Raw genomic sequence first — 23103 nt, 5'->3', positions numbered from 1 at the left:
GCCCGGCCGGTCGCCGGACTGTTCCCGAGTTCGCCGACTTCTCGACGCGACTCGGCTCGCCTAAGCCGCCGGGCGGACGATGATCTCGTTCACGTCCACCTCCGCGGGCTGCTCGATCGCGAACGTGATCGCCCGGGCGATCGCCGCGGCCGGTATCGCCCCCGCGCGGTACGTCCGCATTCCCTCGGCGGCCTCCGCGTCCGTGATGCTGTCCGCCAACTCCGACTCCGTCACGCCGGGCGAGATCGTCGTCACCCGGATGTCCGGGCCCGTCTCCTGGCGCAGCCCCTCCGACAGCGCCCACACCGCGTACTTCGTCGCGCAGTAGACCGCCGCCGTCGGCACCACCTCGTGCGCCCCGATCGACGCCACGTTCACGAAGTGGCCGCCACCCTGCCGCCGCATCACCGGCAGCCCCGCCGCGATGCCGTGCAGCACGCCCCGGATGTTCACATCGATCATCCGGTTCCACTCGTCGAGTTTCAGCCGGTCCAAAGCGGACAGTGGCATCACGCCGGCGTTGTTGACGATCACGTCGACCCGGCCGTGCTCGGCCACCGCCCAGTCCACGAAGGACCGCACGTCCTCCGCATCCGTCACGTCCAGCCTCCGGTACGAGCCGCCGATGCGCGCGGCCAGCTCCTTCAACCGCTCTTCCCGGCGCGCGCCCAGCACGACCTGGTGCCCCGCCGCCGCCAGCGCCTCCGCGGTGGCCGCGCCGATCCCGCTGCTCGCCCCGGTGATGACCACAACCGACATGGTGTTCTCCCTTCCGTCACAATCAGTTTCGGGAGACGGCCGGACGGCGACCAGGCCGCGACGTTCCTGGGCGCAGCGCACCCAGGCAGCCGCGGCGGCGGCGTGATCCTAAGCTCTACCCATGGCGAAGTACTTCGACGTGCACCCGGACAACCCCCAGCGCCGGTCGATCGGCCAGATCGTCGACCTGCTGCGGCAGGACGGCCTGATCGTCTACCCGACCGACTCCGCCTACGCCCTGGGCTGCCAGCTCGGCAACCGCGACGGGCTGGACCGCATCCGCGCCATCCGGCACCTCGACGACCGGCACCACTTCACGCTCGTCTGCCGCGACTTCGCCCAGCTCGGCCAGTTCGCGCACGTCGACAACACCGTCTTCCGCGCGATCAAGGCCGCCACCCCGGGCAGCTACACGTTCATCCTGCCCGCCACGAAAGAGGTGCCGCGCCGGCTGCTGCACCCGAAGAAGAAGACCGTCGGCGTGCGCATCCCGGACCACGTCGTCGCGCAGGCGCTGCTCGACGAGCTGGGCGAGCCACTGGTCTCCAGCACCCTGCTGCTGCCCGACCACGAGGAGCCGCTCACCCAGGGCTGGGAGATCAAGGACGAGCTGGACCACATGGTCGACGGGGTGGTCGACTCCGGCGACTGCGGCACCGAGCCCACCACGGTGATCGACTTCTCCAGCGGCGAGCCGGAGATCGTCCGAAAGGGTGCTGGAGACACCTCGCGGTTCGAATAGCTCTGGACATCGCCGCGTTCACGGGTCACGCTGGAAAAACGCACCCGTGATCCGCGAGGAGGCTGCGATGAGACTGGGCCGGAAGCTTGCCGTGGGCGTCGTCGAGGAATCCAAGGCCGAAGAGGTCATCCCGGTCGAGGAGCCGCGCGAAACCGCCGAAACCCCCGAACCGGAGCGCCCCGCCCCCGTCACCGCCGACCGCTGAGCCATGGCGGGCAGGCTGTCGTTGCGCCGCACGCCCCAGGAACGGCGCGACGTCCCGCTGCGCGGCTACAAGCTCGCCTACCCGATGCTCTCCGCCGACGGCACCGAAGCCGGGTTCACCGGGGTGTCGCTCGGACGCACGCACGCCTACCGGGTGACAGCCGAGGCGAAGTGCGCGCAGAGCAGCCGTCACCAGAGCCCGTCCCGCCTGTGCGACTGCGGGTTCTACTGCTTCCACGAACTCGCCGACGCCCGCGCACTGGCCTGCGATCCGCAGTACCAGCAGAGCGTGCTGCTGGAGGTGGACGCCGCGGGGCGCTACTTCCTGTACGAGCGGGGCGTGCGGTACTCGAAGCAGACGGTGACGGCCGTGCACGCCGGGTTGTGCGCGTGCGGGTGGCCGGCGCAGGTGTTCGTGGCGACCGGCACCGGGGTCGTGGGGTGGCGCAAGCTGCTGCCGGTGTGCTCGACGTGTGCGGGCAACCGCCCGCCGCTCACGCTGGAGCACTTCAGCCGCCTGGCCGGGGTGCCGGTGCACCGGGACGACCGGGCGGTCGCCTTCACGACCGGCGCGACGACGTCGGCGCCGGAGCTGGTGCCGCTGCTGTCGGCGGAGGTCGCGCTGCTGCACGCGCGGCTCGACGAGCTGCAGACCCAGCTGGACAAGCTCACGAAGGGCAGTTGAGCCGCAGCCCGGGGCGGGTGGCCTCGCAACGGCCACCCTCGGGCGGAGGGCTTGCGCGCCGTCCCGGGCCGCCACCGCTGCGCGACGCGCACGCAGTCGAGCCGCAACCCAGGCCAGGTGGCTCCGGGACAGCACCCCAGGCGGGTGGCTCCGGAACGGCTGTCCCGCGCCGGTGCTCGGAAAAGGCCACCCGGGCGAGTGGCTTGCGCGTGGCCGTCACCCCGGCGCGGCGCCCGCGTAGTTGAGCCGCGACCGAGTGGGTGAACCCGGAAAAGGCCACCCCCGCCGAGGGGCGCGCACCGTCCCGGCGGCACCGCAGCGCGACGCATGCGCAGTCGAGCCGCAACCCGCGCGACTGGCTCGGAACGGCCACCTCCGAGCGAGGCGCATGCGCCCTGTCCTGGGCCGTCACCGCGGCGCGGCGCCCGCCTGTTGAGACACAACCCAGTGGGTGACCCCGGGAAGGCCGCCCCGGGCGAAGGGCTTGCGCACTGTCCCGGGCCGTCACTGCGGCGCGGCACCGGCGTAGTCGAGCCGCAAACCGAGTGGGTGAACCCGGAAAGACCACCCTCGGCGAGGCTCACACCGTCCCACGCCGCCCGACGCGCACGCAGTCGAGCCGCGACCCAAGCCAGGTGGCTCCGGGACAGCACCCCAGGCGGCTCCGGAACGGCTGTCCCGCGCCGGTGCTCGGAAAAGGCCACCCGGGCGAGTGGCTGCGCGTGGCCGTCACCGCGGCGCGGCGCCCGCGTAGTTGGGCCGCAGGCCGGGGCGGGGCCAGTCCGCGGCCCAGAGCTTGCCGGTGCCGGACGCGGTGATGTACGCCGTCCGCAGGTCGGGGCCGCCGAAGCAGATGTTCGTCACGAACGGGTCCGGCTCCGGTGGGCGCACCACGTCCAGCAGCTCACCCGACGCGCTGAGCACGCTGATCCCGCCCGTCATGATCGTCGCCACGCAGATGTTGCCCGCCGAATCCACCGCGAGCGAGTCCAGCAACTGGTAGCCGCCGAAGCCATGCAGCAGCGTGGCGCCCGCCGGACCGCGCACCCCACCCGCCGGACCGCGCACCCCACCCGCCAGGCCGCGCACCCCACCCGCCAGGCCGCGCACCCCACCCGCCGGACCGCGCACCCCGCCCCGCGCACGCGAGATCCGGCCCGGCCCGTCCACGTTCCAGAACCACACCCGGCCGGTCACGGTCTCCGCCGCGTACACCCGCGAACCGTCCGGTGACAGGCCCACCCCGTTGAGCCCGGTGAAGCCATACGCGATCTCCTCGACCAGCGAGCCGTCCGCCCGCGCGTAGTACAGCCCGCCGCGGTCGCTGTCCCGCTCCCGCTGTTTGCCCAGGTCGGTGAAGTAGAACCCGCCGTGCGCGTCGAACACCAGGTCGTTCGGCCCGCGCAACGGCCTGCCGTCCACCGACTTGTACAGCACCGTCACCGAGCCGTCCCAGGACACGCGCTGGATGCTCCCGCCGCGGTAGTCCGGCGGCTGACCGCCGGGCATCGTCAGCCCGTCGCGCCGGTGCCAGGTGAAGCCGCCGTTGTTGCAGACATAGATCACCCCGTCCGGCCCGATCGCCGCGCCGTTCGGACCGCCACCGCAGTCGGCGACCACCGTGACCGACCCGTCCGGCCACACCCGCGACACCGTGCCGCGCTCGACCTCCACCACGAGCACCGAACCGTCGTCCAGCGCGACCGGCCCCTCCGGGAACCGCAGCCCGCTCGCGATCTCCTTCACGCCGTCTCCAGGTACTTCGGGTTCGCCACCAGCAACCGGTCCGTCACGTCGGCCCGCACCGCGGCGACCACGTCCGCCACCGCCACGACGCCCGACCGCACCGCCCGCGCCAGCTCCGCGTGCGTCGCGAACCCCAGCGCCGCGAGCCGGTCCACGTGCCGCCGCTCCTGCCCAGCGCCCAAGCGCAACTCGCGCGACACGATGCCCAGCACGTTCGCCGCCACCCGCGCCTGGAACGACACCCGCCCCTCGGTGCCCGGCATGACGTCGGCCCGCAGGAACTCCGCCACCGCCTCCACCAGCTCCGCCGCGGTCGGCCTGCCGTGCAGGTCCGGCGCCGTATCCGGCACCGCGTCCACCGGGACGGCAGGCGTGCCGAGCGCCGTCAGCAGGTCGTGCTCCTGCTCGCACACCCGCCGCCCGACCGCCGCCAGCTCCACCGACCGGATCCGCCCGCTCAGGTGCCGCTCGGCCTGCCGCAGGCAGAGCACCGCCCACCGGAACGTCCCGAACACCTCCCACCAGTGCACCGCCGCGGGATCCGGGCGGAACCCGGCGACCTCGGCGTACCCGTCGAGCAGCTCCTCCCGCGTGCCGAACCCGCCCGCGGGCAGCGGCGAGGAGAACCGCCACGCCTTGACGCACAACCAGCCGAGGTCCTCCAGCGGGTCGCCGCGGTGCGCCAGTTCCCAGTCCAGCACCGCGGCGAGCCCGTCCGGGCCGATGATCAGATTGCCGGTGCGGAAGTCGCCGTGCACCACGGTGTCCCCCGCCGGCTCCGGGCGGTGGTCCCGCAACCAGCGCAACCCGATCTCCAGCGACGGCAACGGCTGGTCCAGCTCGTCGTAGAGCTCCACCAGCGACTCCAGCGGGTCCGCCGCGGGCAGCCCGGGCACGTCGGGCATGGTGTGGATGCGCGCCGCGACCCGCCCCAGCTCCGCGGCGAGCTTCGGTCGCACGTCCGCGAACTCCGGGTCCCGCAGCAACCGCCGGGGGATCGTCTCGCCGTCGACGTGCTCGGTGATCAGGTACGGCGAGCCGAGCACGTCCGGCCCGTGGTCCACCAGCCGCGGCACCGGCACCCCGGCCTCGCGCGCGGCCCGGATCAACGCGGCCTCCCGCGCCATCTCCGCCGGGCGGCACTCCCCCGGCGGGTCCCGCCGCAGCACCAGCCGCCCGCCCGGCTCGGCGGTGAACGCCCAGGTCTCCCGGCTCGCCCCGCCGCTCAGCCGCCGCAGTCCGGTGATCGCCGCGCCCAGCCGCCGTCCGAGCGCCTCCGCCAGCTCGCTCATCGCTTGTCCGGCCCCGCGAACCCGAACAGGTAGCCGGCGATCTTGCGCATCTGGATCTCCTCGGCGCCCTCGGTGATCCGATAGCGGCGGTGGTGCCGGTAGATGTGCTCGAACGGCGTGTGCCGCGTGTAGCCGAGCCCGCCGTGCACCTGCATCGCGCGGTCGGCGGCGTCGCACACCAGCCGGTTCGCGCGGTAGTTGCACATCGACACCTTGTCGCTGATCAGCATGTGGTCGGTGCGGTCGAGCTCCCACGCCGTCTTGCGCACGAGGGTGCGCACCAGCTCGGCCTCGGTCTGCAGCTCGACCAGGGGCCACTGGATGGCCTGCCGTTCGGCGAGCGGGCGGCCGAACGTCCGCCGTTCCCGCGCGTACGCCACGCTGCGGTCGATGCAGTACTGCGCCGCGCCGACGCCGGAGGCGGCCTGCCGGATCCGGTTCTCGTGCACGAAGTGCTGTGCCAGCGCGAGGCCCTTGCCCACCTCGCCGAACACCGCGGTGGCGGGCACGCGGACGTCGGACAGCGTGACCTCGGCGTGGTCGGTGGGCATGTTGAACGTCCACCAGTGGAAGTCGACGGAGAATCCGGGCGTGTCGGTGGGCACGATGAACGCGGTGATGCCGCGGGGATCGCCGCCGTCGCCGGAGGTGCGGGCGAAGATCACGTCGTGGGTCGCCGAGTGCAGGCCGGAGTTGAACCGCTTGGCGCCGTTGAGGATCCAGCCGTCGCCGTCCGGCACGGCAGTGGTCTCCAGCCAGGTCGCGTCGCTGCCGTGGTCCGGTTCGGTCAGTCCGAACGCGACCCGTTTGCGGCCGGTGATCATGTCCTCGACGAACTCGCTCTGCTGCTCCGGCGTGCCCGCGGCGAGGAACATGTGCACGAACGGGAAGTTGCCGACGACCGAGGACTCGTTCTGCAGGTCGTTGTGCAGGCCGAGGCCCTTCGCGGCAAGGTGCTCGCGGATCACGGCCATGTCGAGGTTGCTGCCGTCGCTGCCGCCGACGGACTTCGGCAGCCCATACCGGAGCCAGCCCGCGCGGTCGGCGCGCCGGAACATCTCCCTCAGCAGCTCCTCCCATTCGCGGCGCGGGGTGCCGCCCGCCTCGAAGTCGGTGCGGGCGAACTCGCGGCGGTGGTCGAAGAAGCGCTCGTTGTCGTCTTCCCGTTGCAGCGGCCAGATCTCGTCTTCGAGGAACCGGTCCAGGTCGGCGAGCAGCTGCCGCAACGCCGCGGGCAACTCGAAGTCCATGGGGCAACTCCTTGCGTGGCGGGGGAAAACTGGGGCACTATCCGCGGATGACCAACCCGTTCGACCTCACCGGGCACGCATCCGTCATCACCGGCGGCAATTCGGGGATCGGCCTCGCGATGGCCGGCGCGCTCGCCGCCGCCGGGGCCGACGTCGCGATCTGGGGCACCAACACCGAGCGCAACGAGGAAGCCGTCGCCGAGCTGTCCCGGCACGGCATCAAGGTCCTCGCCGTGCGCTGCGACGTCGGCGACGAGGACCAGGTGGAGTCCGCTATGGCGCGCAGCGTGGAAGCGCTGGGGCGCCTGGATTCCTGCTTCGTCAACGCCGGTGTCGGCGGGGTCGGCAGCCGGTTCACCGAGACGTCGCTGGCGGAGTTCCGCCGCGTCACCCGCGTCGACCTGGACGGCGCGTTCCTGACCCTGCGCGCCGCGGCAAGGGTGATGCTGGCGCAGGGCACCGGCGGGAGCCTGGTCGGCACGTCGAGCGTCGCGGCGGTGCAGGGCCAGCCGCGCGGGCAGGCGTACGCGGCGAGCAAGGCCGGGCTCACCGCGATGATCAAGTCGATCGCGGTCGAGCTGGCCCGGCATGGCATCCGCGCCAACGCGGTCCTGCCCGGCTGGGTGCACACGCCGCTGGCGGCCCCGGCGCTCGACTCGGAAGGGTTCCAGCGCCGGGTGCTGCCGCGGATGCCGGTCGGCCGCTGGGGCAAACCCGACGACTTCGGCGCGCTCGCCGTGTACCTGGCGAGCCCGGCCAGCGCGTTCCACACCGCCGACACGATCACCGTCGACGGCGGTTACCTCAGCTTCTGACCGGGCCACCGGCTCACGGGGTCCCGGGGAAGGGCGGGACCCCGTCCGGGTAGTCGGTGCTGACGCGGCCGGGGAAGTCCGGCGCCCGCTTCTCCAGGAACGCCATCACGCCCTCCATCGCGTCCTTGCCCGCACCGAGCTGCAGCAGCACGCTGGAGTCCGCGCGGTGGGCGTCCCACGGCGTCGGCGAGCCGAGCATGCCCCACAGCAGCTGCCGGGACACCGCGACCGACACCGCCGACGTGTTGTCCGCGACCTCACGGGCGATCGCCGTCGCCGCGGGGATCAGCTCGTCCGGCGGCACGACCCGCGAGACCAGCCCGCCCGCGCGGGCCTCGGCGGCGTCGAACACCCGCCCGGTCGCGACCCACTCCATCGCCTGCGAGATGCCGACGACCCGCGGCAGGAACCACGAGGAGGCGGCCTCCAGCAGGATCCCGCGCCGCGCGAACACGAACCCGAACTTGGCGTTCTCACTGGCGATCCGGATGTCCATCGGCAGCGACATGGTCACGCCGACGCCGACCGCGGGCCCGTTGAACGCGCCGATGACGACCTTCTTGCACGCCGCGATCCGCAGCGCCACCGCGCCGCCGGCGTCGCGCGGCACGCCGTCGATCTCGCCGAACCCCTTCACGTCGCCGATCGCGTTCTTGTCGAACGTGCCCGCGCCGCGTTCGAGGTCCGCGCCCGCGCAGAACCCGCGCCCGGCGCCGGTCACCACGACCACCCGCACCGAGTCGTCGGCGTCCACCTCGTCGAACGCCGCGACCAGCTCGTGCGCCATCTCCAGCGTGAACGCGTTCAGCCGCGCCGGCCGGTTCAACGTGATCGTGGCGATCCCGTCGGAGACCTCGTAGGTGATTTCGTCGTAGCTCACCGCACCGCCCATCGTCCCGTGTATTCCGCTTCCGTCTTGGTGAGGAACGCCTCGAACGCGGCGGGCGCGTCCTCGGTCGCGAAGTTCACCGTCTGCGCCCGCGCCTCGCCCTCCAGCGCCTCGCGCAGCGTCCGGCTCGCGCCCTCTTCGAGCAGCCGCTTGCTCAGCGCCAGCGCGACCGGCGGCGCCGCGGCCAGCTCGGCGGTCAGCTCGTCCACAAAGGAATCCAGCTCGGCGGCCGGCTTGATCCAGGTGACCAGACCGAGGTCGAGTGCCTCGGCCGCGCCGATCATCTCGGCGCGCAGCGCGAGCCGTTTCGCCTGCTGCAGCCCGACGAGCCGGGGCAGCAGCCACGAGCCGCCGAAGTCCAGCGACAGCCCACGCCTGGCGAAGATCTGACTGAACCGCGCCCGTTCGGTGGCCACGACGAGGTCGCAGCCGAGCGCGAGGTTCCAGCCCGCGCCGACCGCGACGCCGTCGACCTTCGCGATCGTCGGCTTGGAGATCTCGTTCAGGGCCAGCGCGACGTCGTTGACCCGGTGCATCCGCGTCAGCGGGTGGTCCTTCCGAGCCGCGGACAGGTCGGCGCCCGCGCAGAAGTCGCCGCCCGCGCCGGTGACGACGACCACGCGCACGTCGTCGTCCCGTTCGGCGTCGCGGAACGCGTCGTACAACCCGTCCCACATCGGCTGGTCGATCGCGTTCTTGCGGTGCGGCCGGTTCAGGGTCACGGTCAGCACCGCCCCCGCCCGGTCGAGCAGCACCGGCTGGTCCGTCACTGAGCACCGTCCAGTCGCCCGGCGAGGCGAGCCAGCTGCACGTCCTGGCCGCCGAACAACAGCTCGCTGCTCTTGGCCCGCTTGTAGTAGAGGTGCGCGTCGTGCTCCCACGTGTAGCCGATGCCGCCGTGCAGCTGCAGGCCGGACGCCGCCGCCCCGAAGTAGGCCGGCCCGGTGAACACCTGCGTGGTGGCCGCGGCCAGCGGCAGCGCCTCCCGGTCGTGGTCCGCGGCCCACGCGGCGTGGCGCAGCAGGGATTCCGCGCGTTCGCTGGTGCTGTAGAGGTCCGCGCAGGCGTGCTTGACCGCCTGGTACGAGCCGATCGCGCGGCCGAACTGCACCCGCACCTTCGCGTACTCGACCGTGGTTTCCAGCACCTTCGCGATGCCGCCGACCTGCTCGGCGGCCAGCGCCACGGACGCGAGGTCCCGCACCTCCTCCAGCACGGCGGCCGGGTCCGCGGTGTCCAGCCTGCGGGCCGGGGTCGCGGCGAACTCCAGCTTCGCCTGCCCGCGCGTGGGGTCCAAAGTGGTCAGTGCCGTCCGCTGCGCGTCCTTGGCCACGAACCACCCGTCGGCGGTGTAGACGACGAAGACGTCGGCGACGTCACCGGAGATGACGAACGGCGCGTGCCCGTCGAGCACCCAGCCGCCGTCACGTTCGGTGGCGCTCACCGGGGCGGGCCCCCACTCCGTCGAAACCGCCAGCGCGCCGATCTTCTCCCCCGCCGCCAGCGCGGGCAGCACCTCGGTGTCCCCCAGCGCCACCAGCGCGTCGACCGCCAGCACCGCGGAGGCGAAGAACGGCACCGGCGCGAGCGCGCGGCCCAGCTCTTCGAGCACCACGGCCCGTTCCACGTGACCCGCACCCGCGCCGCCGAGCTCCTCGGGCACGACGAGCCCGGTCAGGCCGAGCTCCGCCAGGTGCCGCCACAGCGCGGCGTCGTAAGCGTCGTCACCGTCCACGACGGACCGGACGTTGTTGTGGTCGGCGAGCAGTTTGCGCACCGTCGACCGCAGTTGCTGCTGTTCGGTGTCGAGCACCAGCTGCACGATCCCTCTCCTCTCAGGCGGGTCGCTGCGTGCCCACCCGCAGCTCGCGGAAGGGCACGTCGCGGTCGACGACGGGTTCGCGGGGCAGTCCGAGGATCCGGTCCCCGATGATGGTGCGCTGGATCTGGTCGGTGCCGCCCGCGATGCTCGACGACGGCGTCTGGTTGATCGCCAGCGCCAGTTCCTCGCCTGCCGGGTCGCCCGGTTCCCACGCCGTCGCGCGCGGCCCGGCGATCAGCCCGGCGACGGCGACGGCCTGCTGCTGCAGCTGGGCGCCGGCGAGCTTGGCGACCGACCCGCGCGCGCCCGGCGGCGACCCGGCCTCGGCCTCTTGCCGCAGCCGCACGTTGAACAGGGCCAGCGCCCGTTCCGCCGCGTAGAGCTTCGCGAGTTCGGCGCGCACCACGGGATCGGCGTCGCGGCCGTGGCGGCGGGCGGTCTCGGCGAGGTTCGCGTGCGCCAGCGGGTCGTGCCGCTTGCGCACGAACCCGCCGATCGACACGCGCTCGTGGCCGAGCATGGTGACCGCGGCGAGCCAGCCCTGGCCGACCTGGCCGAGCACCGCGTCCGCGGGCAGGCGCAGGTTCTCGAAGTACACCTCGTTGAACGGCGCCCGCCCGGTCATGTCCTTCAGCGGCCGCACGGTGACCGCCGGGTCGTGCATGTCGATGAGGAACATGGTCAGGCCCTGGTGCTTGGGCACGTCCGGGTCGGTGCGGGCGAGCAGCGCGCCGAAGTCGGCCAGGTGCGCGACCGTCGTCCACACCTTCTGCCCGTTGATCACCCACTGGTCCCCGTCGCGCACCGCGCGGGTCTGCAGGCTCGCGACGTCGGACCCGGCGCCCGGCTCGGAGAACAGCTGGCACCAGATCTCGTCGCCACGCAGCAGCGGCGGGATGTAGCGGGCCTTCTGCTCCGGCGTGCCCAGGTCGAGGATCGTCGGCCCGCACATGCCCATGCCGATCCGGAACACCGAGTTGGGCAGGTCGTAGCGGGCCGACTCCTGGTCGAAGACCTGCTGCTCGGCCGCGGTGAGGCCCTGCCCGCCGAACTCGTTCGGCCAGGTGATTCCGGCCAGCCCGGCGTCGTACAACGCGGCCTGGAACCGCTTGGCGGTCGCCAGCTCCTCGTCGCCCGGCACGTTCTCGGCGAGCCAGGCGCGGACCTTCTCGCGGAACTCGGTCATGCGATCAGCTCCAGGATCGTGGCGTTGGCCTGCCCGCCGCCCTCGCACATGGTCTGCAGGCCGTAGCGGATGCCCGTGGCGCGCATGTGGTGCACGAGGGTGGTCATGATGCGCGCGCCGCTCGCGCCGAGCGGGTGGCCGAGCGCGATCGCGCCGCCGTGCGGGTTGAGGGTCTTGGCGTCGGCGCCGGTCTCGGCCAGCCAGGCCATCGGCACCGGGGCGAACGCCTCGTTGACCTCGAACACGCCGATGTCGGAGATCGACAACCCGCTGCGCTGCAAGGCTTTCCGCGTGGCCGGGATGGGCGCGGTCAGCATGATCACCGGATCGTCGCCCGCGAGCACCGCGGTGTGCACGCGTGCGATCGGCCGCAGGCCGAGCTCGGCGGCCTTCTCGCTGGTCGTCATCAGCAGGGCGGCGGCGCCGTCGCTGATCTGCGAGCTGTTGCCCGCGGTGATGACGCCGTCCTCGCGGAACGCGGGCTTGAGTCCGGCCAGCTTCTCCAGCGACCCGCCCCGCCGCACGCCCTCGTCCGCGGTGACGTCCGCGACCGGCAGCAGCTGCTCGTCGAACGCGCCCGCGTCCTGCGCGGCGGCGGCCTTTTCGTGCGAGGCGAGGGAGAACTCGTCGACCTGGGTGCGGCTGAAGCCCCACCGCTCGACGATCATCTCCGCGCCGATGCCCTGGTTGGGCCGCACCCCGCCGTAGCGGGCCAGCACCTGGTCGCCCAGCGGGTTCTTGCCCTGCGCCGAGAAACCCATCGGCACCCGGCTCATCGACTCGACGCCACCGGCCACCACCACGTCGTAGTGGCCCGCGATCAGCCCTGCGGCGGCGAAGTGCACGCTCTGCTGGGACGAGCCGCACTGCCGGTCGACGGTCACGCCGGTCACGCTCTCCGGCCAGCCCGCCGCCAGCACGGCGTTGCGGCCGATGTCGCCGGTCTGCTCACCGGCTTGGCTCACGCACCCCCACACGACGTCGTCGACGGCGGCCGGGTCGATCCCGGCCCGCTCGGCGAGGCCGCGCAGCACGTGCGCCGACAAGTCCACCGGGTGCACGCCGGACAGGCCGCCCTCACGCTTGCCCACGGGGGTGCGCACCGCTTCCACGATCACCGCGTCTCGCACGGCTCCTCCTCCTACTTGGCCGCGGCCGGAGCCGCGTAACGTTCCTTGAGCCGCCGCTTCACCAATTTGCCGGTGGGCGTGCGGGGAAGTTCGTCGACGAAGTCCACGCTGCGCGGCGCCTTGTAGTGGGCGATCCGGTCGCGGACGTAGGCCAGCAGCTCGGCTGCCAGCTCCGGGCCGGGCGTGACGCCGGGCGCGGGCTGGACGACGGCCTTGACCGCCTCGCCCATCTCCTCGTCCGGCACGCCGATCACGCCGACGTCGAACACCGCCGGGTGCAGGGCGAGCGCGTCCTCGACCTCCTGTGGGTAGATGTTCACCCCGCCGGAGATGATCATGAACGCCTTGCGGTCGGTCAGGTAGAGGAAGCCGTCCTCGTCGAGGTAGCCGACGTCGCCGGTGGTCGTCCAGGTCTCGTGCTCGGGGTGCTGCGCCTCGCGGGTCTTGGCCGGGTCGTTGTGGTAGGTGAACGGGACCTCGTCGCGTTCGAAGTAGACGGTGCCGACCTCGCCCGTCGGCAGCTCCTTGCCCGCGTCGTCGCAGATGTGCGCGACCCCGACCACCGCGCGGCCCACCGAGCCGGGCTTGGCGAGCCACTGCTCGCTGTCGATGAACGTCATCCCGGCGCCCTCGGTGGACGCGTAGTACTCGTAGAGGACCGGCCCCCACCAGCCGATCATCGCCTGCTTGACCTCGACCGGGCAGGGCGCCGCGGCGTGCACCGCGACCCGGTGGCTGGACAGGTCGTAGCGGCCGCGCACCTCCTCCGGCAGCTTCAGCATCCGCACGAACATCGTCGGCACCCACTGGCTGTGCGTGACGCGGTAGGTCTCGATCGCGCGCAACGCGGCCTCGGCGTCGAAGCGCTCCACCATCACCACGGTGCCGCCGAGGCGCTGCGCGGTCGCGCCGAACCGCAGCGGCGCGGCGTGGTACACCGGCGCCGGGGACAGGTACACCGTGTCCGGGCCGAAGCCGTACATGTGCTGCAGCACCGGGGTGAGCACGTCGCCCGGCTCGTCCACCTGGCGGTCGGGCAGGTCGACCTTGATGCCCTTCGGACGGCCCGTGGTGCCGGACGAGTAGAGCATGTCGGCGCCCGCGGGCTGGTGCGCCGGCCGCTCGGGCGAGCCGGTGGCGAGGAACTCGTCGAAGTCGCGGTAGCCGTCGGCCGCGCCGCCGTAGATCAGCTTGACCGGGACGTCCGAGACCAGCTCGGCCACCGCGGTGGCCAGCGGGCCGAGCGCGGCGGAGACGACCAGCGCCTTCGCGCCGGAGTCGGTGACGATGTAGGCGACCTCGGCGGGCGACAGGTGGCTGTTCACCGCGGCCAGGTAGCGGCCGGAGCGCATGGCGGCCCAGTAGACCTCGTAGGCGCGGACCGAGTTGTCGCTGAGCAGGGCGACAGTGTCGCCCACGCCGAGTCCGGCGCTGGTCAGGGCGTCGGCGAGGCGGGTGGACCGCTCGTCGAGCTCGCCGTAGGTCAGCCGCTCCCCCGAGCCGGCCATGATCACGGCCGGCTTGTCGGGGTCGGTGTCGGCGTGGGTACCCGGGTACATGCGGCTCCTCCTCGAACCGTTGAACTCCCCTGCGAGAGTGCAAGGAATCGGCGTAACAGTCAACACCGACTGTTATCGGGTTATGGTGATCGGCGTGGTGACCGAAACCCGGACCCGGCAGGACCGCGCGGCGAGCACGCGCACGTTGATCCTGGACGCGGCCGTCGAGTGCCTGGTCGAACTGGGCTACGCGGGCGCGTCCACTTTGGCCATCCAGGCCAAGGCGGGGGTGTCGCGGGGCCGCCTGCTGCACCACTTCCCGTCCCGGGACGAGCTGCTGGTGGCGGCGACGCAGCACCTCACCGCGACCCGGCTCGCGCAGCTCGAGGGCCAGGTCGCGGAGCAGCTCGCCGGCGAACCGGAGGGCCCGCGGCGGGTCGAGCGGTGCATCGAGCTGCTGTGGATGACCTTCCACGAGCCGGTGTTCTGGGCGGCCGTCGAGCTGTGGACCGCGGCGCGGACGAACGAGGCGCTGGCCGCGGCGCTGCGGCCGGAGGAGCGGGCGCTGCGCGACGCGATCCGCCGGGTCGGCGACCGGATCTGGGGCCCGGCGGTGTGCGCGCACCCGAGCTACCCGGAGCTGTGGGGCCTGCTGTTCACGAGCATGCGTGGCGCGGCGCTGCCCTACACCTTCGAACGGCGGCGGCAGCCGTCGAACGACCCGCACGTCGCGCTGTGGAAGTCGCTGGCGCACCGGCTGCTCTTCACTGACGGTCAGTGTTGACTGTTTCCCTCGGCGCACGGTAGAAACGCGGTTACCCTGACCCTCCGGATCGCCGAGGTTGCCGATGTCCCGAGCTGTCGAAGTGCCCCGCCTCCTCGGGCGAGGGATGACCATGGGCGACCAACTCGCCCGCCACGCACGCAAGCAGGGCGACGAGCCCGCCTTCTCGTTCGAGGGCACCACCCTCACCTACCGCCGGTTCGACCAGCGTGTGAGCCGGCTGGCGAACGCGCTGCGGGACCGGGGCGTGCACTACGGCGACCGGGTCGTGGTGCTCGGCCTGAACACGCTGGAAGTGCTCGAGGTCTACTTCGCGTCGACGCGCCTCGGCGCGATCTGCGTGCCGGTGAACTTCCGGCTCGTGGCCGACGAGATCGCCTACGTGCTGAGCGACAGCGGGGCGCGCGCCAGCGTGGTGCACGCCCCGCTCGCCCCGGCGCTGGCCAAGGCACGCGAGCAGCTCGACGAGCCGGGCCCGTGCCTGGTGTTCGGCGGCGCGTTCGACGGCATGGAGGCCTACGAGGAGGCGCTGGCCGCGGCGTCGCCGGAGTTCGACGAGATCGCGGTGGACGAGCAGGACGCCGCGTTCATCATGTACACCTCGGGCACCACCGGGCGGCCGAAGGGCGCGGTGCTCACGCACCACAACCTGCTCATGCACGCCTTCAGCAACATGGCCTCGCTGGACACCGGGCCGGGTGACAAGGTGTGGCTGGCCGCGGCGCCGCTGTTCCACATCGCCGGGCTGTCCGGGATGCTGCCGAACCTGCTGCTCGGCGGGCGGACGGTGCTGCTGCCGAGCGGCCAGTTCGACCCGGTGGCCGTGGTGGACCTGATGGAGCGCGAGCGGGTGTCGTCGGTGTTCCTGGTGCCGGCGCAGTGGCAGGCGATCGTGAACGTGCCGGACATCGCTTCGCGGGATCTGTCGTCGCTGTCGAAGATCTCGTGGGGCGCGGCGCCCGCGTCGACGACGTTGCTGCGCACGATGATCGACACGTTCCCGCAGGCGGAGGTGACGACGGCGTTCGGGCAGACCGAGTGCAGCCCGGTGACCACGTTGCTGCGCGGGGAGGACTCGATCCGCAAGATCGGTTCGGTCGGCACGCCGATGCTCAACGTCGAGGTGCGCGTGGTCGACGACGACATGAACGACGTCGAGCCCGGTGAGGTCGGCGAGATCGTCTACCGCAGCCCGATGGTGATGAAGGAGTACTGGAACAAGCCGGCCGAAACGGCGGAGGCCTTCCGCGGCGGCTGGTTCCACTCCGGCGACCTGGTGCGGCAGGACGAGGACGGCTACTACTTCGTGGTGGACCGCAAGAAGGACATGATCATCTCGGGTGGCGAGAACATCTACTGCGCCGAGGTGGAGAACGTGCTGGCGGCGCACCCGAAGATCGGCGAGGTCGCGTTGATCGGCGTGCCGGACGAGAAGTGGGGCGAGACGCCGCTGGCGGTGATCTCACCGCGTTCGCCCGGCGACGCGCCCACGGCGGCGGAGCTGGAGGAGTGGTGCCTCGACCGGCTGGCGCGGTACAAGCGGCCGCGGAAGATCGCGGTGGTGGCGGCGCTGCCCCGGAACCCGAGCGGCAAGGTGCTGAAGACGCAGCTGCGCGCCGACCGGGAAGCCGGGAAGCTCCCGATCGAGGAGGCCTGACCGCCGGTTCTCGACGCGCGATGGGCTGGCGCGGCCGGGGAGCTGCGGCTTGGCCGCCGACCGAGGGACCTGACCTCCGGTCAGGGCCACCACCCGCGACGGGCCGGGCGACCGGCAAGTTGCCGATGAAGGAAGCCTGGCCGCGAGCCGAGCAGCCCACCGCCGGTCGGGGCCTTGACCACGCGCGACGAGCCGGGGCGACCGGGAACCGGCCGACCACGAGGCCTAGCCAGCCGCCGAGGAACCCAGCCGTCCGTCACGGCCACCACCCGCGACGGGCCGGAGCGGGCAGCAAGTTGCCGACGGAGGAAGCCTGACCGCCAGGCGGGGCCTTCACCACGCACGACGAGCCGGGGCGACCGGGAACCGGCCGACCACGAGGCCTAGCCAGCCGCCGAGGAACGCGGCCGTCCGTCACGGCCACCACCCGCGACGGGCCGGGCGACCGATCGCGGCGGCCTGGCCGTCGACCGAGAAACTTAGCCGCCGGTCAGGGCCTTCACCACGCGCGACGGGCTGGGGCGGCCGAGCTGCTGCGCCATCCAGGCGCTCGTCCGCACCAGCGCGTCGAGGTCCACGCCGTGTTCGATGCCCAAGCCGTCGAGCATCCACACCAGGTCTTCGGTCGCGAGGTTGCCGGTGGCCGCCTTCGCGTAGGGGCACCCGCCGAGGCCGCCCGCCGAGGAGTCCACTGTGGTCACTCCGGCCCTGAGCGCGGCCAGCGTGTTGGACAGCGCCTGACCGTAGGTGTCGTGGAAGTGCACGGCGAGCTTGGTGACGTCGCCGAACGCGCCGACGACCGCCTCGACGTGCCCCGGGGTGGCGACACCGATCGTGTCGCCCAGGGAGAGCTGGAAGCAGCCCATGTCGAGCAGCCTGCGGCCGGCGTTCGCGACCTGCTCGACGGGCACGGCGCCCTCCCACGGGTCGCCGAAGCACATCGAGAGGTAGGCGCGCACCTCGAGCCCTTCGTGCCGGGCCCGCCGCACGACCGGCTCGAACATCGCGAACTGCTCGTCGTAGGAGCGGTTGAGGTTCTTGCGCGCGAAGGTCTCGGTGGCGCTGCCGAAGACGGCGATCGACTCCACACCCAGCGCGAGCGCCCGGTCGAGGCCGCGCTCGTTGGGCACCAGCACCGGGTACTTCACGCCCGGGCGCCGGTCGAGCTTGGCGAGGAGGTCATCGGCGTCGGCGAGCTGCGGAACCCACTTCGGGTGGACGAAACTGGTCGCTTCGAGGGTCGTCAGACCCGCCCCGGCGAGCCGCCGGAGGAACTCGAGCTTCGTCTCCAGGCCGACGACCGTCTGCTCGTTCTGCAGCCCGTCACGCGGGCCGACCTCCCAGATCGTCACCCGCTCCGGCAGGTCCCCGCTGGACGCCTCCCGCTGGGGCAGCCCCAGCTCACGCACACTCACCACGACCCCAGGTTAACGCTGACTAACGCAGCCGTCCAGTGGGCTCACCCCACCCGTGCTGGGTGGTCATCCCGGAGCCTGCCGTCCGGCGAGGACTCTTTGATCTTTAGAGCCGCGCTTACGCACGGGAAAGGCGCCTTACGGCGCTGAAAGGTCACCTTCCGACCACCCCCGCCCCCGATGCCTGATTGTGTTTCAGTCGCCGAGCAGCGGCGTCAAGGCGGGAAAGCGTGCCTTGACCCCGCTGGTCGGCGACTAAAGATCGGCTGTGGATCGGGGGCGGGGGAGGTCTGGTTGGGTTGGTCGCTTGCTTCTCGTCGCCGGGTGGCGGTTGGGGTTAGCCGTGGACGACGACGCCTCGGATGTTCTTGCCTGCCACCAGGTCCTCGTAGCCCTGGTTGACGTCTTCCAGGCGGTACCGGTTGGTGACCAGCTCGTCCAGCTTCAGCGTGCCCGCCTGGTAGAGGTCCAGCATCTTCAGGATGTCCCGCTGCGGGTTGCCACTGCCGAACAGGCTCCCCTTGATCGTCTTCTCCCACAGGGTGAGCACCGCGCCGGAGACGTGGATCGTCGCCTTCGCGGGGTCCGCCAAACCGGTCACCACGACGACCCCGCCCTTGCCGACGACGTCGAACGCCGCCGACATCACCTCTTCGTCCACCACCCCGACCGTGACCAGCGCCTTGTCCGCGCCCTGTCCCCGGGTCAGCTCGGTGACCACCTCGTGCGCCTCCCCCGCCGTCGCGAAGGCGTGGGTGGCTCCCAGCTTCAGCGCGGCGTCCCGCTTGAACGCCAGCGGGTCGACCACCACGACGTTCTTCGCCCCGGCGTGCGCCGCTCCCTGCACCGAGTTGATGCCGATCCCGCCGATCCCGTAGATCACCACGGTCTCACCCGGCCGCACGTCACCCGCGTACACGGCCGTGCCCCACCCGGTCGGGACACCGCAGCCGACGAGCACCGCGGTCTCCAGCGGCACGCTTTCGTCCACTTTGACCACCGAGTGCTGCGAGATCGTCGAATACTCGGCGAAAGTGCCGAGCATGCACATCTGCCCGTAGTCGACCCCGCCCTTGTGGAACCGGAAACTGCCGTCCGGGAAGCTGCCTTCCAGGATCGTCGCACCCATGTCGCACAAGCTCTGATGCCCCGTGGCGCAGTAACGGCACGTGCCGCAGTTCGGGATGAACGAGCACACGACGTGGTCACCGGGCTTGACCTTCGTGACCCCCGGCCCGACCTCCTCGATGATCCCGGCGCCCTCGTGCCCGCCCACGATCGGGAACCGCGGCGGCAAATCTCCATCGGACAGGTGCAGGTCGGAGTGGCACAAGCCGGCCGCGACGTAGCGGATCAGGACCTCGCCCTCCCGCGGGCCGTCCAGGTCCAGCTCGGTGATCTCGAACGGGGTCTTGAAATCGGTGAGTACAGCTGCCTTGACCTTCATGCGGATTCTCCTCAGAGCGCGACGTTGACGGCTTTGGTCTGGGTGTAGAGGTCGATGGCCTCGGCGCCGAGCTCGCGGCCCCAGCCGGACTGCTTGTACCCGCCGAACGGGATCGCGGTGTCGAAGCCGTTGTAGCAGTTGACCCACACCGAACCGGCCTTGATCTGCTTCGCCACCCGGTGGGCGCGCGAGATGTCCCGCGTCCAGATCCCCGCCGCCAGGCCGTATTCGGTGTTGTTCGCGGCCGCGGCGAGACCGTCCTCGGCCGAGAACGGGATCGCGGCCACGACCGGGCCGAAGATCTCCTCGCGCACCACGCTCATGTCGTCGCGCACGTCCACCAGCACCGTCGGCTCGACGTAGTAACCGGAGTCGCCGTGACGGCCGCCGCCGGTCAGGGCACGGGCGCCGTCCGCGATGCCCTGCCGCAGGTAGCTGGTGACGCGGTCGAGCTGCTCCTGCGACACGAGCGGGCCCAGCTGCGTCGTCGGGTCCAGGCCGGGGCCGATCTTGACCTGGCTCGCGAACTCCGCGACACCCTGGGTGAACTCGTCGAAGATGGACTCCTCGACGAACAACCGCGTGCCCGCCACGCAGCACTGGCCGTGGTTGAACAGCCAGGCGTTGGCCGAACCGGGGATCGCGGCCTCCAAGTCGGCGTCGGCGAACACGATGTTGGGGCTCTTGCCGCCCAGCTCCAGCGACACCTTCTTCAGGTTGCCCTTGGCCGCGTCCACGATCTTCTTGCCCACCTCGGTGGAACCGGTGAACGCGACCTTGTCGACGTCGTCGTGCGCGGCCAGCGCGGCGCCCGCGTCCCCGAACCCGGTGAGGATGTTGACCACTCCGTCCGGGAACCCGGCTTCGCAGAACAGCTCGCCGAGCAGCAACGCCGTCAGCGGAGTCTGCTCGGCCGGCTTCAGGATGACGGTGTTGCCGGCCGCGAGCGCCGGCGCCAGCTTGAACGCGGCCATCACCAGCGGGAAGTTCCACGGGATGATCTGCGCGCACACGCCGACCGGTTCCCGCAACGTGTAGGCGTGCCACTGGCTGCCCGGGATCCACGGCACCGACGGGGTGATCGTGCGGCCCTCGATCTTGGTCGCCCACCCGGCGTAGTAGTGGAAGATGTCGGCCGCCCAGGCGACGTCGACGCCCTGCGCGACCGCCACGGACTTGCCGTTGTCCAGCGCCTCCAGCTGCGCGAACTGCTCGGCGCGCTCCAGCAGCAGGTCGCCGATCCGCCAGATCAGCCGCTGCCGCTCCGACGGCGTGGTGCGGGACCACGGACCGTCCTCGAACGCGCGCCGCGCCGCGGCCGCCGCGCGGTCGACGTCCTCGGCGGCGCCGTGCGCCACCTCGGTGATCTTCTCCCCCGTGGCGGGGTCGAAGGTGGGGAACGTCCGGCCCGACGCCGCGTTCACGCACTGCCCGCCGATCAGCAGCTGCTTGGTCCCGGACACGAACTCCCGAACCGCCGGCCGCACCGCCTGCTCCGCTACCGCAGTCACACCAACCTCCTCGTCGTGGACGTGGCGGTAATGGTGACCTGCGCAACAGCGGGCTAACCGTGTCAAGTTGACACAGTGACCTCACACCGCGCGGGGCTGCGTCGTCGGACCGGCATGGACATCGCGTTGTGGATCATCGCGGCCGCGCTGGCGGCCGTCTTCCTGGCCAGTGGGGCCGTGAAACTGGCGCAGCCGGCCGAAAAGCTGGCCGCCACCGGGCTCAGCGTGGGCCTCGGCAAGACCATCGGGGTGCTGGAGGTGCTCGCCGCGGCGGGGCTGATCCTGCCCGCCGCGCTGGACATCGCGCCGGTGCTGTCGCCGGTCGCGGCCACCGGGCTGGTGGTGCTGATGGCCGGGGCGGTCGTGCAGCACGTCCGCCGCCGCGAAACGAAAGTCGTGGCGGTGCCCGTGGTGCTGCTCGTGCTGGCCGCCGTCGTGGCCTGGGGGTGGTTCGCGTGACCGCGTTCGAGGATGCTCGCGTCCCTGCTCACGGCGGGCGGCCGCTGGCGCATCCCGCCCGCGACGAGACACCCCTGCCGGGCAAGGTCAGCTCAGCCCGAGGCTCCGCACCCGCCGGTGCAGCGTCGAGCGGCTGATGCCGAGCAGCTTCGCGGCGTGGGCCTTGTTGCCGCCGCAGTCCCGCAGCGCGGCGGCGATCGCGTCGTGTTCGAGCTGCTCGATCGGCGTGAGGTGGCGTGCCCGGGGACTGCCCTGGTAGGCCTCCGGCAGGTCACGCGGCAACACGTCACCGCACGCGTGGCCGGCCGCGACGTGCCGCAGCAGCGCCTTCAGCTCGCGCAGGTTGCCCGGCCACGGCTGCGCGGCGAGGACCTCCAGCGTGCGGGGCACGAACCGGAGGGTCGAGCCGAGGTCGGCCAGCATCGCCGCGACCAGTGCGGGCAGTTCGTCCCGTCGGGAGCGGAGTGGAGACAGCTCCCGGCGGGCGATGCAGCGGCTGGCGAGGTCGGCGGCGGGGCCGGTCAGCTCGGACGGCGGCGGGCCGGTGAACGCGAACCAGCCGCGGTCCATGGCGGCCCCGACCCGGGCAGCCGCCCCGGCGGGCAGCAGGGCGATGTTCTCGATCACCAGCAGCCCGGTGTGCGACGCGACGAGCTGGTCCAGAGTGGGGGCCCAGTGCTGGGCGTCCACCGCGTCGAGCACGGCCAGCGCGGACTCCCCCGCCAGCTCGCGGGCCACCGTCGAACGGCCGGTGCCGGGCTCGCCGCTGATGAGGACGTGCGTGCGTTGTTCGCGGTAGGTGGTGAAGTCCCGCTGCACCGGCCGCGGGGTGGCGCGCCGCGGGATCGCCTGCACCGCGGGCGGTTCCAGCTCGAACAGCACGCCGGACGCGCCGGTGATGCGCTCGAAGGACACGTCCGCGACGCGACCGGAGGACAGCCGGACGCTGCGGGCCTGCCGGACGCCGAACGGGGCGTCCATGGCGAGCCCGCGGAGGATCGCGTGGTCGGGGGCGTCGAGCAGGTCGGTGGCGGCGGCGTTGGCGAGGACGACGTCGTCGCCCAGCACCAGGACCGGGCGCAGGCGGTTGAGGGCGGCGGCCTGGTAGGCGGCGAGCATGCGCTGCTCGGCCGCGCGGGAGCCCTCCAGCAGGCGCTGCTCGATGTCGGCGACCGCGCGGCGCAGGAACGGGCCGAGCAGCGGGCTGGCGTGGTCGGCCGGGCAGGTGATGTCGAGGACGCCCTCCAGGCGGCGGGTCACCGGGTGCGTGATCGGGTGGCCGTAGCAGGCGAAGGCCTTGAAGCTGTCGATGAAGTGCTCGTGCCCGTGCACGGCGAGGCCCTGGCGCAGCTCGAAGACGGTGGCGATCGAGTTGGTGCCGGTGTTCTCCTCGGTGAAGCGCCTGCCGGGGACGACGCCGAGCCGGTCGAGGGTCGATTCCAGCCGGCGCTCGCCGAACCGCCGGTCGACGATCCAGGCGTCGCGGTCGGCGAGGATGAGGCTGAACGCGGTGTCGGCGAGCTCGCGGGTGGCCTGGTCGAGAACGGGTTCGGCGGCGAGAACGAGCCTGCTGCGGCGATCGATGTCCGCGACGGTGAGCCGGTCGACCGCGGCGTCCGGCCGGAGCCCGGACAGCTCCGCCCGCCGCCACGACTTGGCGATCTCGGGCCGCAACGCTGCGCTGTCCATCCTCGCCTCCCTTGGCGCCGATGCCCGAGCCACGTTAGCAACGGTTAACGCCACGGGTCGAGCGCTTGCCCCCGTCCGGGGGTGCCGCTCCCCCGCCGAGTGTGGACTCGCCGCGCTGGATG

The 23103-nt window shown here is 72.2% G+C and carries 21 protein-coding genes; 7 read left to right on the top strand and 14 right to left on the bottom strand.

Annotated elements, in window-relative coordinates; all coding sequences use genetic code 11:
• Positions 1-60 precede the first annotated feature (60 nt).
• Positions 61-759 carry an SDR family oxidoreductase gene (locus tag AMY39116_RS0305675; protein ID WP_027935665.1) on the bottom strand — a complete coding sequence of 233 codons (699 nt, stop codon included), beginning with the start codon at positions 757-759 and terminating at the stop codon, positions 61-63.
• Positions 760-880: 121 nt separating this feature from the next.
• On the opposite strand from AMY39116_RS0305675, the gene AMY39116_RS0305670 reads away from it, so the two are divergent.
• From AMY39116_RS0305670 to AMY39116_RS0305660, 3 genes are all read left to right on the top strand, one after another.
• A complete protein-coding gene (locus AMY39116_RS0305670) occupies positions 881-1501 on the top strand; it encodes an L-threonylcarbamoyladenylate synthase (RefSeq protein ID WP_020416727.1) in 621 nt (206 codons plus the stop codon).
• Positions 1502-1568: 67 nt separating this feature from the next.
• Positions 1569-1706: a hypothetical protein gene (locus tag AMY39116_RS45965; protein ID WP_157358430.1), complete on the top strand. Its 138-nt coding sequence runs from the start codon at positions 1569-1571 to the stop codon at positions 1704-1706.
• 3 nt (positions 1707-1709) lie between these two features.
• Positions 1710-2390 carry a hypothetical protein gene (locus AMY39116_RS0305660; RefSeq protein WP_020416725.1) on the top strand — a complete coding sequence of 227 codons (681 nt, stop codon included), beginning with the start codon at positions 1710-1712 and terminating at the stop codon, positions 2388-2390.
• Between the two features lie 729 nt (positions 2391-3119).
• Here the strand turns inward: AMY39116_RS0305660 and AMY39116_RS0305655 are convergent.
• From AMY39116_RS0305655 to AMY39116_RS0305645, 3 genes are read right to left on the bottom strand one after another with little or no spacing between them, the layout of a single operon-like run.
• A complete protein-coding gene (locus AMY39116_RS0305655; protein WP_020416724.1) occupies positions 3120-4136 on the bottom strand; it encodes an SMP-30/gluconolactonase/LRE family protein in 1017 nt (338 codons plus the stop codon).
• Complete coding sequence (locus AMY39116_RS0305650) at positions 4133-5428, bottom strand: phosphotransferase family protein (RefSeq protein ID WP_020416723.1); 1296 nt, start codon at positions 5426-5428, stop codon at positions 4133-4135. Before AMY39116_RS0305650 ends, AMY39116_RS0305655 begins: the two co-directional genes overlap by 4 nt.
• A complete protein-coding gene (locus tag AMY39116_RS0305645; RefSeq protein ID WP_020416722.1) occupies positions 5425-6678 on the bottom strand; it encodes an acyl-CoA dehydrogenase family protein in 1254 nt (417 codons plus the stop codon). The genes AMY39116_RS0305650 and AMY39116_RS0305645 overlap by 4 nt, the downstream gene beginning before the upstream one ends.
• Positions 6679-6725: 47 nt before the next feature.
• Between AMY39116_RS0305645 and AMY39116_RS0305640 the strand changes: the two genes are divergently transcribed.
• Positions 6726-7493 (top strand): SDR family NAD(P)-dependent oxidoreductase, encoded by a 768-nt coding sequence (locus AMY39116_RS0305640; protein WP_020416721.1) that lies wholly within the window; start codon positions 6726-6728, stop codon positions 7491-7493.
• A gap of 13 nt (positions 7494-7506) precedes the next feature.
• Here AMY39116_RS0305640 and AMY39116_RS0305635 read toward each other — a convergent pair whose 3' ends face one another.
• Genes AMY39116_RS0305635 through AMY39116_RS0305610 form a run of 6 tightly spaced genes read right to left on the bottom strand, consistent with a single transcriptional unit; the run spans position 7507 to position 14079 of the window.
• Positions 7507-8385, bottom strand: a complete 879-nt coding sequence (locus AMY39116_RS0305635; protein ID WP_020416720.1) for a crotonase/enoyl-CoA hydratase family protein — start codon at positions 8383-8385, stop codon at positions 7507-7509.
• Entirely contained in the window at positions 8370-9152 is a 783-nt protein-coding gene (locus AMY39116_RS0305630) for an enoyl-CoA hydratase/isomerase family protein (protein WP_020416719.1), read from the bottom strand. Before AMY39116_RS0305630 ends, AMY39116_RS0305635 begins: the two co-directional genes overlap by 16 nt.
• Positions 9149-10204 (bottom strand): acyl-CoA dehydrogenase family protein, encoded by a 1056-nt coding sequence (locus tag AMY39116_RS0305625; protein ID WP_020416718.1) that lies wholly within the window; start codon positions 10202-10204, stop codon positions 9149-9151. Before AMY39116_RS0305625 ends, AMY39116_RS0305630 begins: the two co-directional genes overlap by 4 nt.
• Before the next feature lie 13 nt (positions 10205-10217).
• Entirely contained in the window at positions 10218-11390 is a 1173-nt protein-coding gene (locus tag AMY39116_RS0305620; RefSeq protein ID WP_020416717.1) for an acyl-CoA dehydrogenase family protein, read from the bottom strand.
• Positions 11387-12520, bottom strand: coding sequence for an acetyl-CoA C-acyltransferase (locus AMY39116_RS0305615; RefSeq protein WP_020416716.1), 1134 nt, complete (start codon positions 12518-12520; stop codon positions 11387-11389). Before AMY39116_RS0305615 ends, AMY39116_RS0305620 begins: the two co-directional genes overlap by 4 nt.
• A gap of 11 nt (positions 12521-12531) precedes the next feature.
• Positions 12532-14079 (bottom strand): acyl-CoA synthetase, encoded by a 1548-nt coding sequence (locus AMY39116_RS0305610; RefSeq protein ID WP_020416715.1) that lies wholly within the window; start codon positions 14077-14079, stop codon positions 12532-12534.
• 94 nt (positions 14080-14173) lie between these two features.
• Here AMY39116_RS0305610 and AMY39116_RS0305605 point away from each other — a divergent pair, with 94 nt between their 5' ends.
• Positions 14174-14803 (top strand): TetR/AcrR family transcriptional regulator, encoded by a 630-nt coding sequence (locus AMY39116_RS0305605; protein ID WP_235716064.1) that lies wholly within the window; start codon positions 14174-14176, stop codon positions 14801-14803.
• Positions 14804-14915: 112 nt separating this feature from the next.
• Positions 14916-16460 (top strand): long-chain-fatty-acid--CoA ligase, encoded by a 1545-nt coding sequence (locus tag AMY39116_RS0305600; RefSeq protein WP_020416713.1) that lies wholly within the window; start codon positions 14916-14918, stop codon positions 16458-16460.
• Between the two features lie 479 nt (positions 16461-16939).
• Here the strand turns inward: AMY39116_RS0305600 and AMY39116_RS0305595 are convergent, their stop codons facing one another.
• The 3 genes from AMY39116_RS0305595 to AMY39116_RS0305585 all read right to left on the bottom strand — a co-directional run bounded on the left by AMY39116_RS0305595 (position 16940) and on the right by AMY39116_RS0305585 (position 20833).
• A complete protein-coding gene (locus tag AMY39116_RS0305595; RefSeq protein ID WP_039791245.1) occupies positions 16940-17875 on the bottom strand; it encodes a hydroxymethylglutaryl-CoA lyase in 936 nt (311 codons plus the stop codon).
• Between the two features lie 337 nt (positions 17876-18212).
• The gene (locus AMY39116_RS0305590) at positions 18213-19322 is read right to left on the bottom strand and encodes an NDMA-dependent alcohol dehydrogenase (protein WP_020416711.1); all 1110 of its coding nucleotides are present in this window, start codon (positions 19320-19322) and stop codon (positions 18213-18215) included.
• Positions 19323-19333: 11 nt separating this feature from the next.
• The gene (locus tag AMY39116_RS0305585) at positions 19334-20833 is read right to left on the bottom strand and encodes an aldehyde dehydrogenase family protein (protein WP_027935662.1); all 1500 of its coding nucleotides are present in this window, start codon (positions 20831-20833) and stop codon (positions 19334-19336) included.
• 114 nt (positions 20834-20947) lie between these two features.
• Here AMY39116_RS0305585 and AMY39116_RS0305580 point away from each other — a divergent pair, with 114 nt between their 5' ends.
• Complete coding sequence (locus AMY39116_RS0305580) at positions 20948-21292, top strand: DoxX family protein (protein ID WP_020416709.1); 345 nt, start codon at positions 20948-20950, stop codon at positions 21290-21292.
• Between the two features lie 87 nt (positions 21293-21379).
• Here the strand turns inward: AMY39116_RS0305580 and AMY39116_RS0305575 are convergent, their stop codons facing one another.
• Positions 21380-22981: a sigma-54-dependent Fis family transcriptional regulator gene (locus AMY39116_RS0305575; protein ID WP_020416708.1), complete on the bottom strand. Its 1602-nt coding sequence runs from the start codon at positions 22979-22981 to the stop codon at positions 21380-21382.
• Positions 22982-23103: the final 122 nt, after the last annotated feature.

It is taken from the genome of Amycolatopsis sp. ATCC 39116, assembly GCF_000231075.2.
In the GTDB taxonomy this organism is placed as follows: Bacteria; Actinomycetota; Actinomycetes; order Mycobacteriales; family Pseudonocardiaceae; genus Amycolatopsis_E; species Amycolatopsis_E tucumanensis.
The sequence above is the reverse complement of the archived record's forward strand: the minus strand, read 5'-3'. Positions and strand labels throughout refer to the sequence as shown.

What these genes read in the sequence shown, in the direction of transcription:
- AMY39116_RS0305675 (WP_027935665.1), bottom strand. Translation starts at nt 759, where the DNA reads ATGTCGGTTGTGGTCATCACCGGGGCGAGCAGCGGGATCGGCGCGGCC.
- AMY39116_RS0305670 (WP_020416727.1), top strand. Translation starts at nt 881, where the DNA reads ATGGCGAAGTACTTCGACGTGCACCCGGACAACCCCCAGCGCCGGTCG.
- AMY39116_RS45965 (WP_157358430.1), top strand. Translation starts at nt 1,569, where the DNA reads ATGAGACTGGGCCGGAAGCTTGCCGTGGGCGTCGTCGAGGAATCCAAG.
- AMY39116_RS0305660 (WP_020416725.1), top strand. Translation starts at nt 1,710, where the DNA reads ATGGCGGGCAGGCTGTCGTTGCGCCGCACGCCCCAGGAACGGCGCGAC.
- AMY39116_RS0305650 (WP_020416723.1), bottom strand. Translation starts at nt 5,428, where the DNA reads ATGAGCGAGCTGGCGGAGGCGCTCGGACGGCGGCTGGGCGCGGCGATC.
- AMY39116_RS0305645 (WP_020416722.1), bottom strand. Translation starts at nt 6,678, where the DNA reads ATGGACTTCGAGTTGCCCGCGGCGTTGCGGCAGCTGCTCGCCGACCTG.
- AMY39116_RS0305640 (WP_020416721.1), top strand. Translation starts at nt 6,726, where the DNA reads ATGACCAACCCGTTCGACCTCACCGGGCACGCATCCGTCATCACCGGC.
- AMY39116_RS0305635 (WP_020416720.1), bottom strand. Translation starts at nt 8,385, where the DNA reads ATGGGCGGTGCGGTGAGCTACGACGAAATCACCTACGAGGTCTCCGAC.
- AMY39116_RS0305620 (WP_020416717.1), bottom strand. Translation starts at nt 11,390, where the DNA reads ATGACCGAGTTCCGCGAGAAGGTCCGCGCCTGGCTCGCCGAGAACGTG.
- AMY39116_RS0305610 (WP_020416715.1), bottom strand. Translation starts at nt 14,079, where the DNA reads ATGTACCCGGGTACCCACGCCGACACCGACCCCGACAAGCCGGCCGTG.
- AMY39116_RS0305600 (WP_020416713.1), top strand. Translation starts at nt 14,916, where the DNA reads ATGGGCGACCAACTCGCCCGCCACGCACGCAAGCAGGGCGACGAGCCC.
- AMY39116_RS0305590 (WP_020416711.1), bottom strand. Translation starts at nt 19,322, where the DNA reads ATGAAGGTCAAGGCAGCTGTACTCACCGATTTCAAGACCCCGTTCGAG.
- AMY39116_RS0305580 (WP_020416709.1), top strand. Translation starts at nt 20,948, where the DNA reads ATGGACATCGCGTTGTGGATCATCGCGGCCGCGCTGGCGGCCGTCTTC.
- AMY39116_RS0305575 (WP_020416708.1), bottom strand. Translation starts at nt 22,981, where the DNA reads ATGGACAGCGCAGCGTTGCGGCCCGAGATCGCCAAGTCGTGGCGGCGG.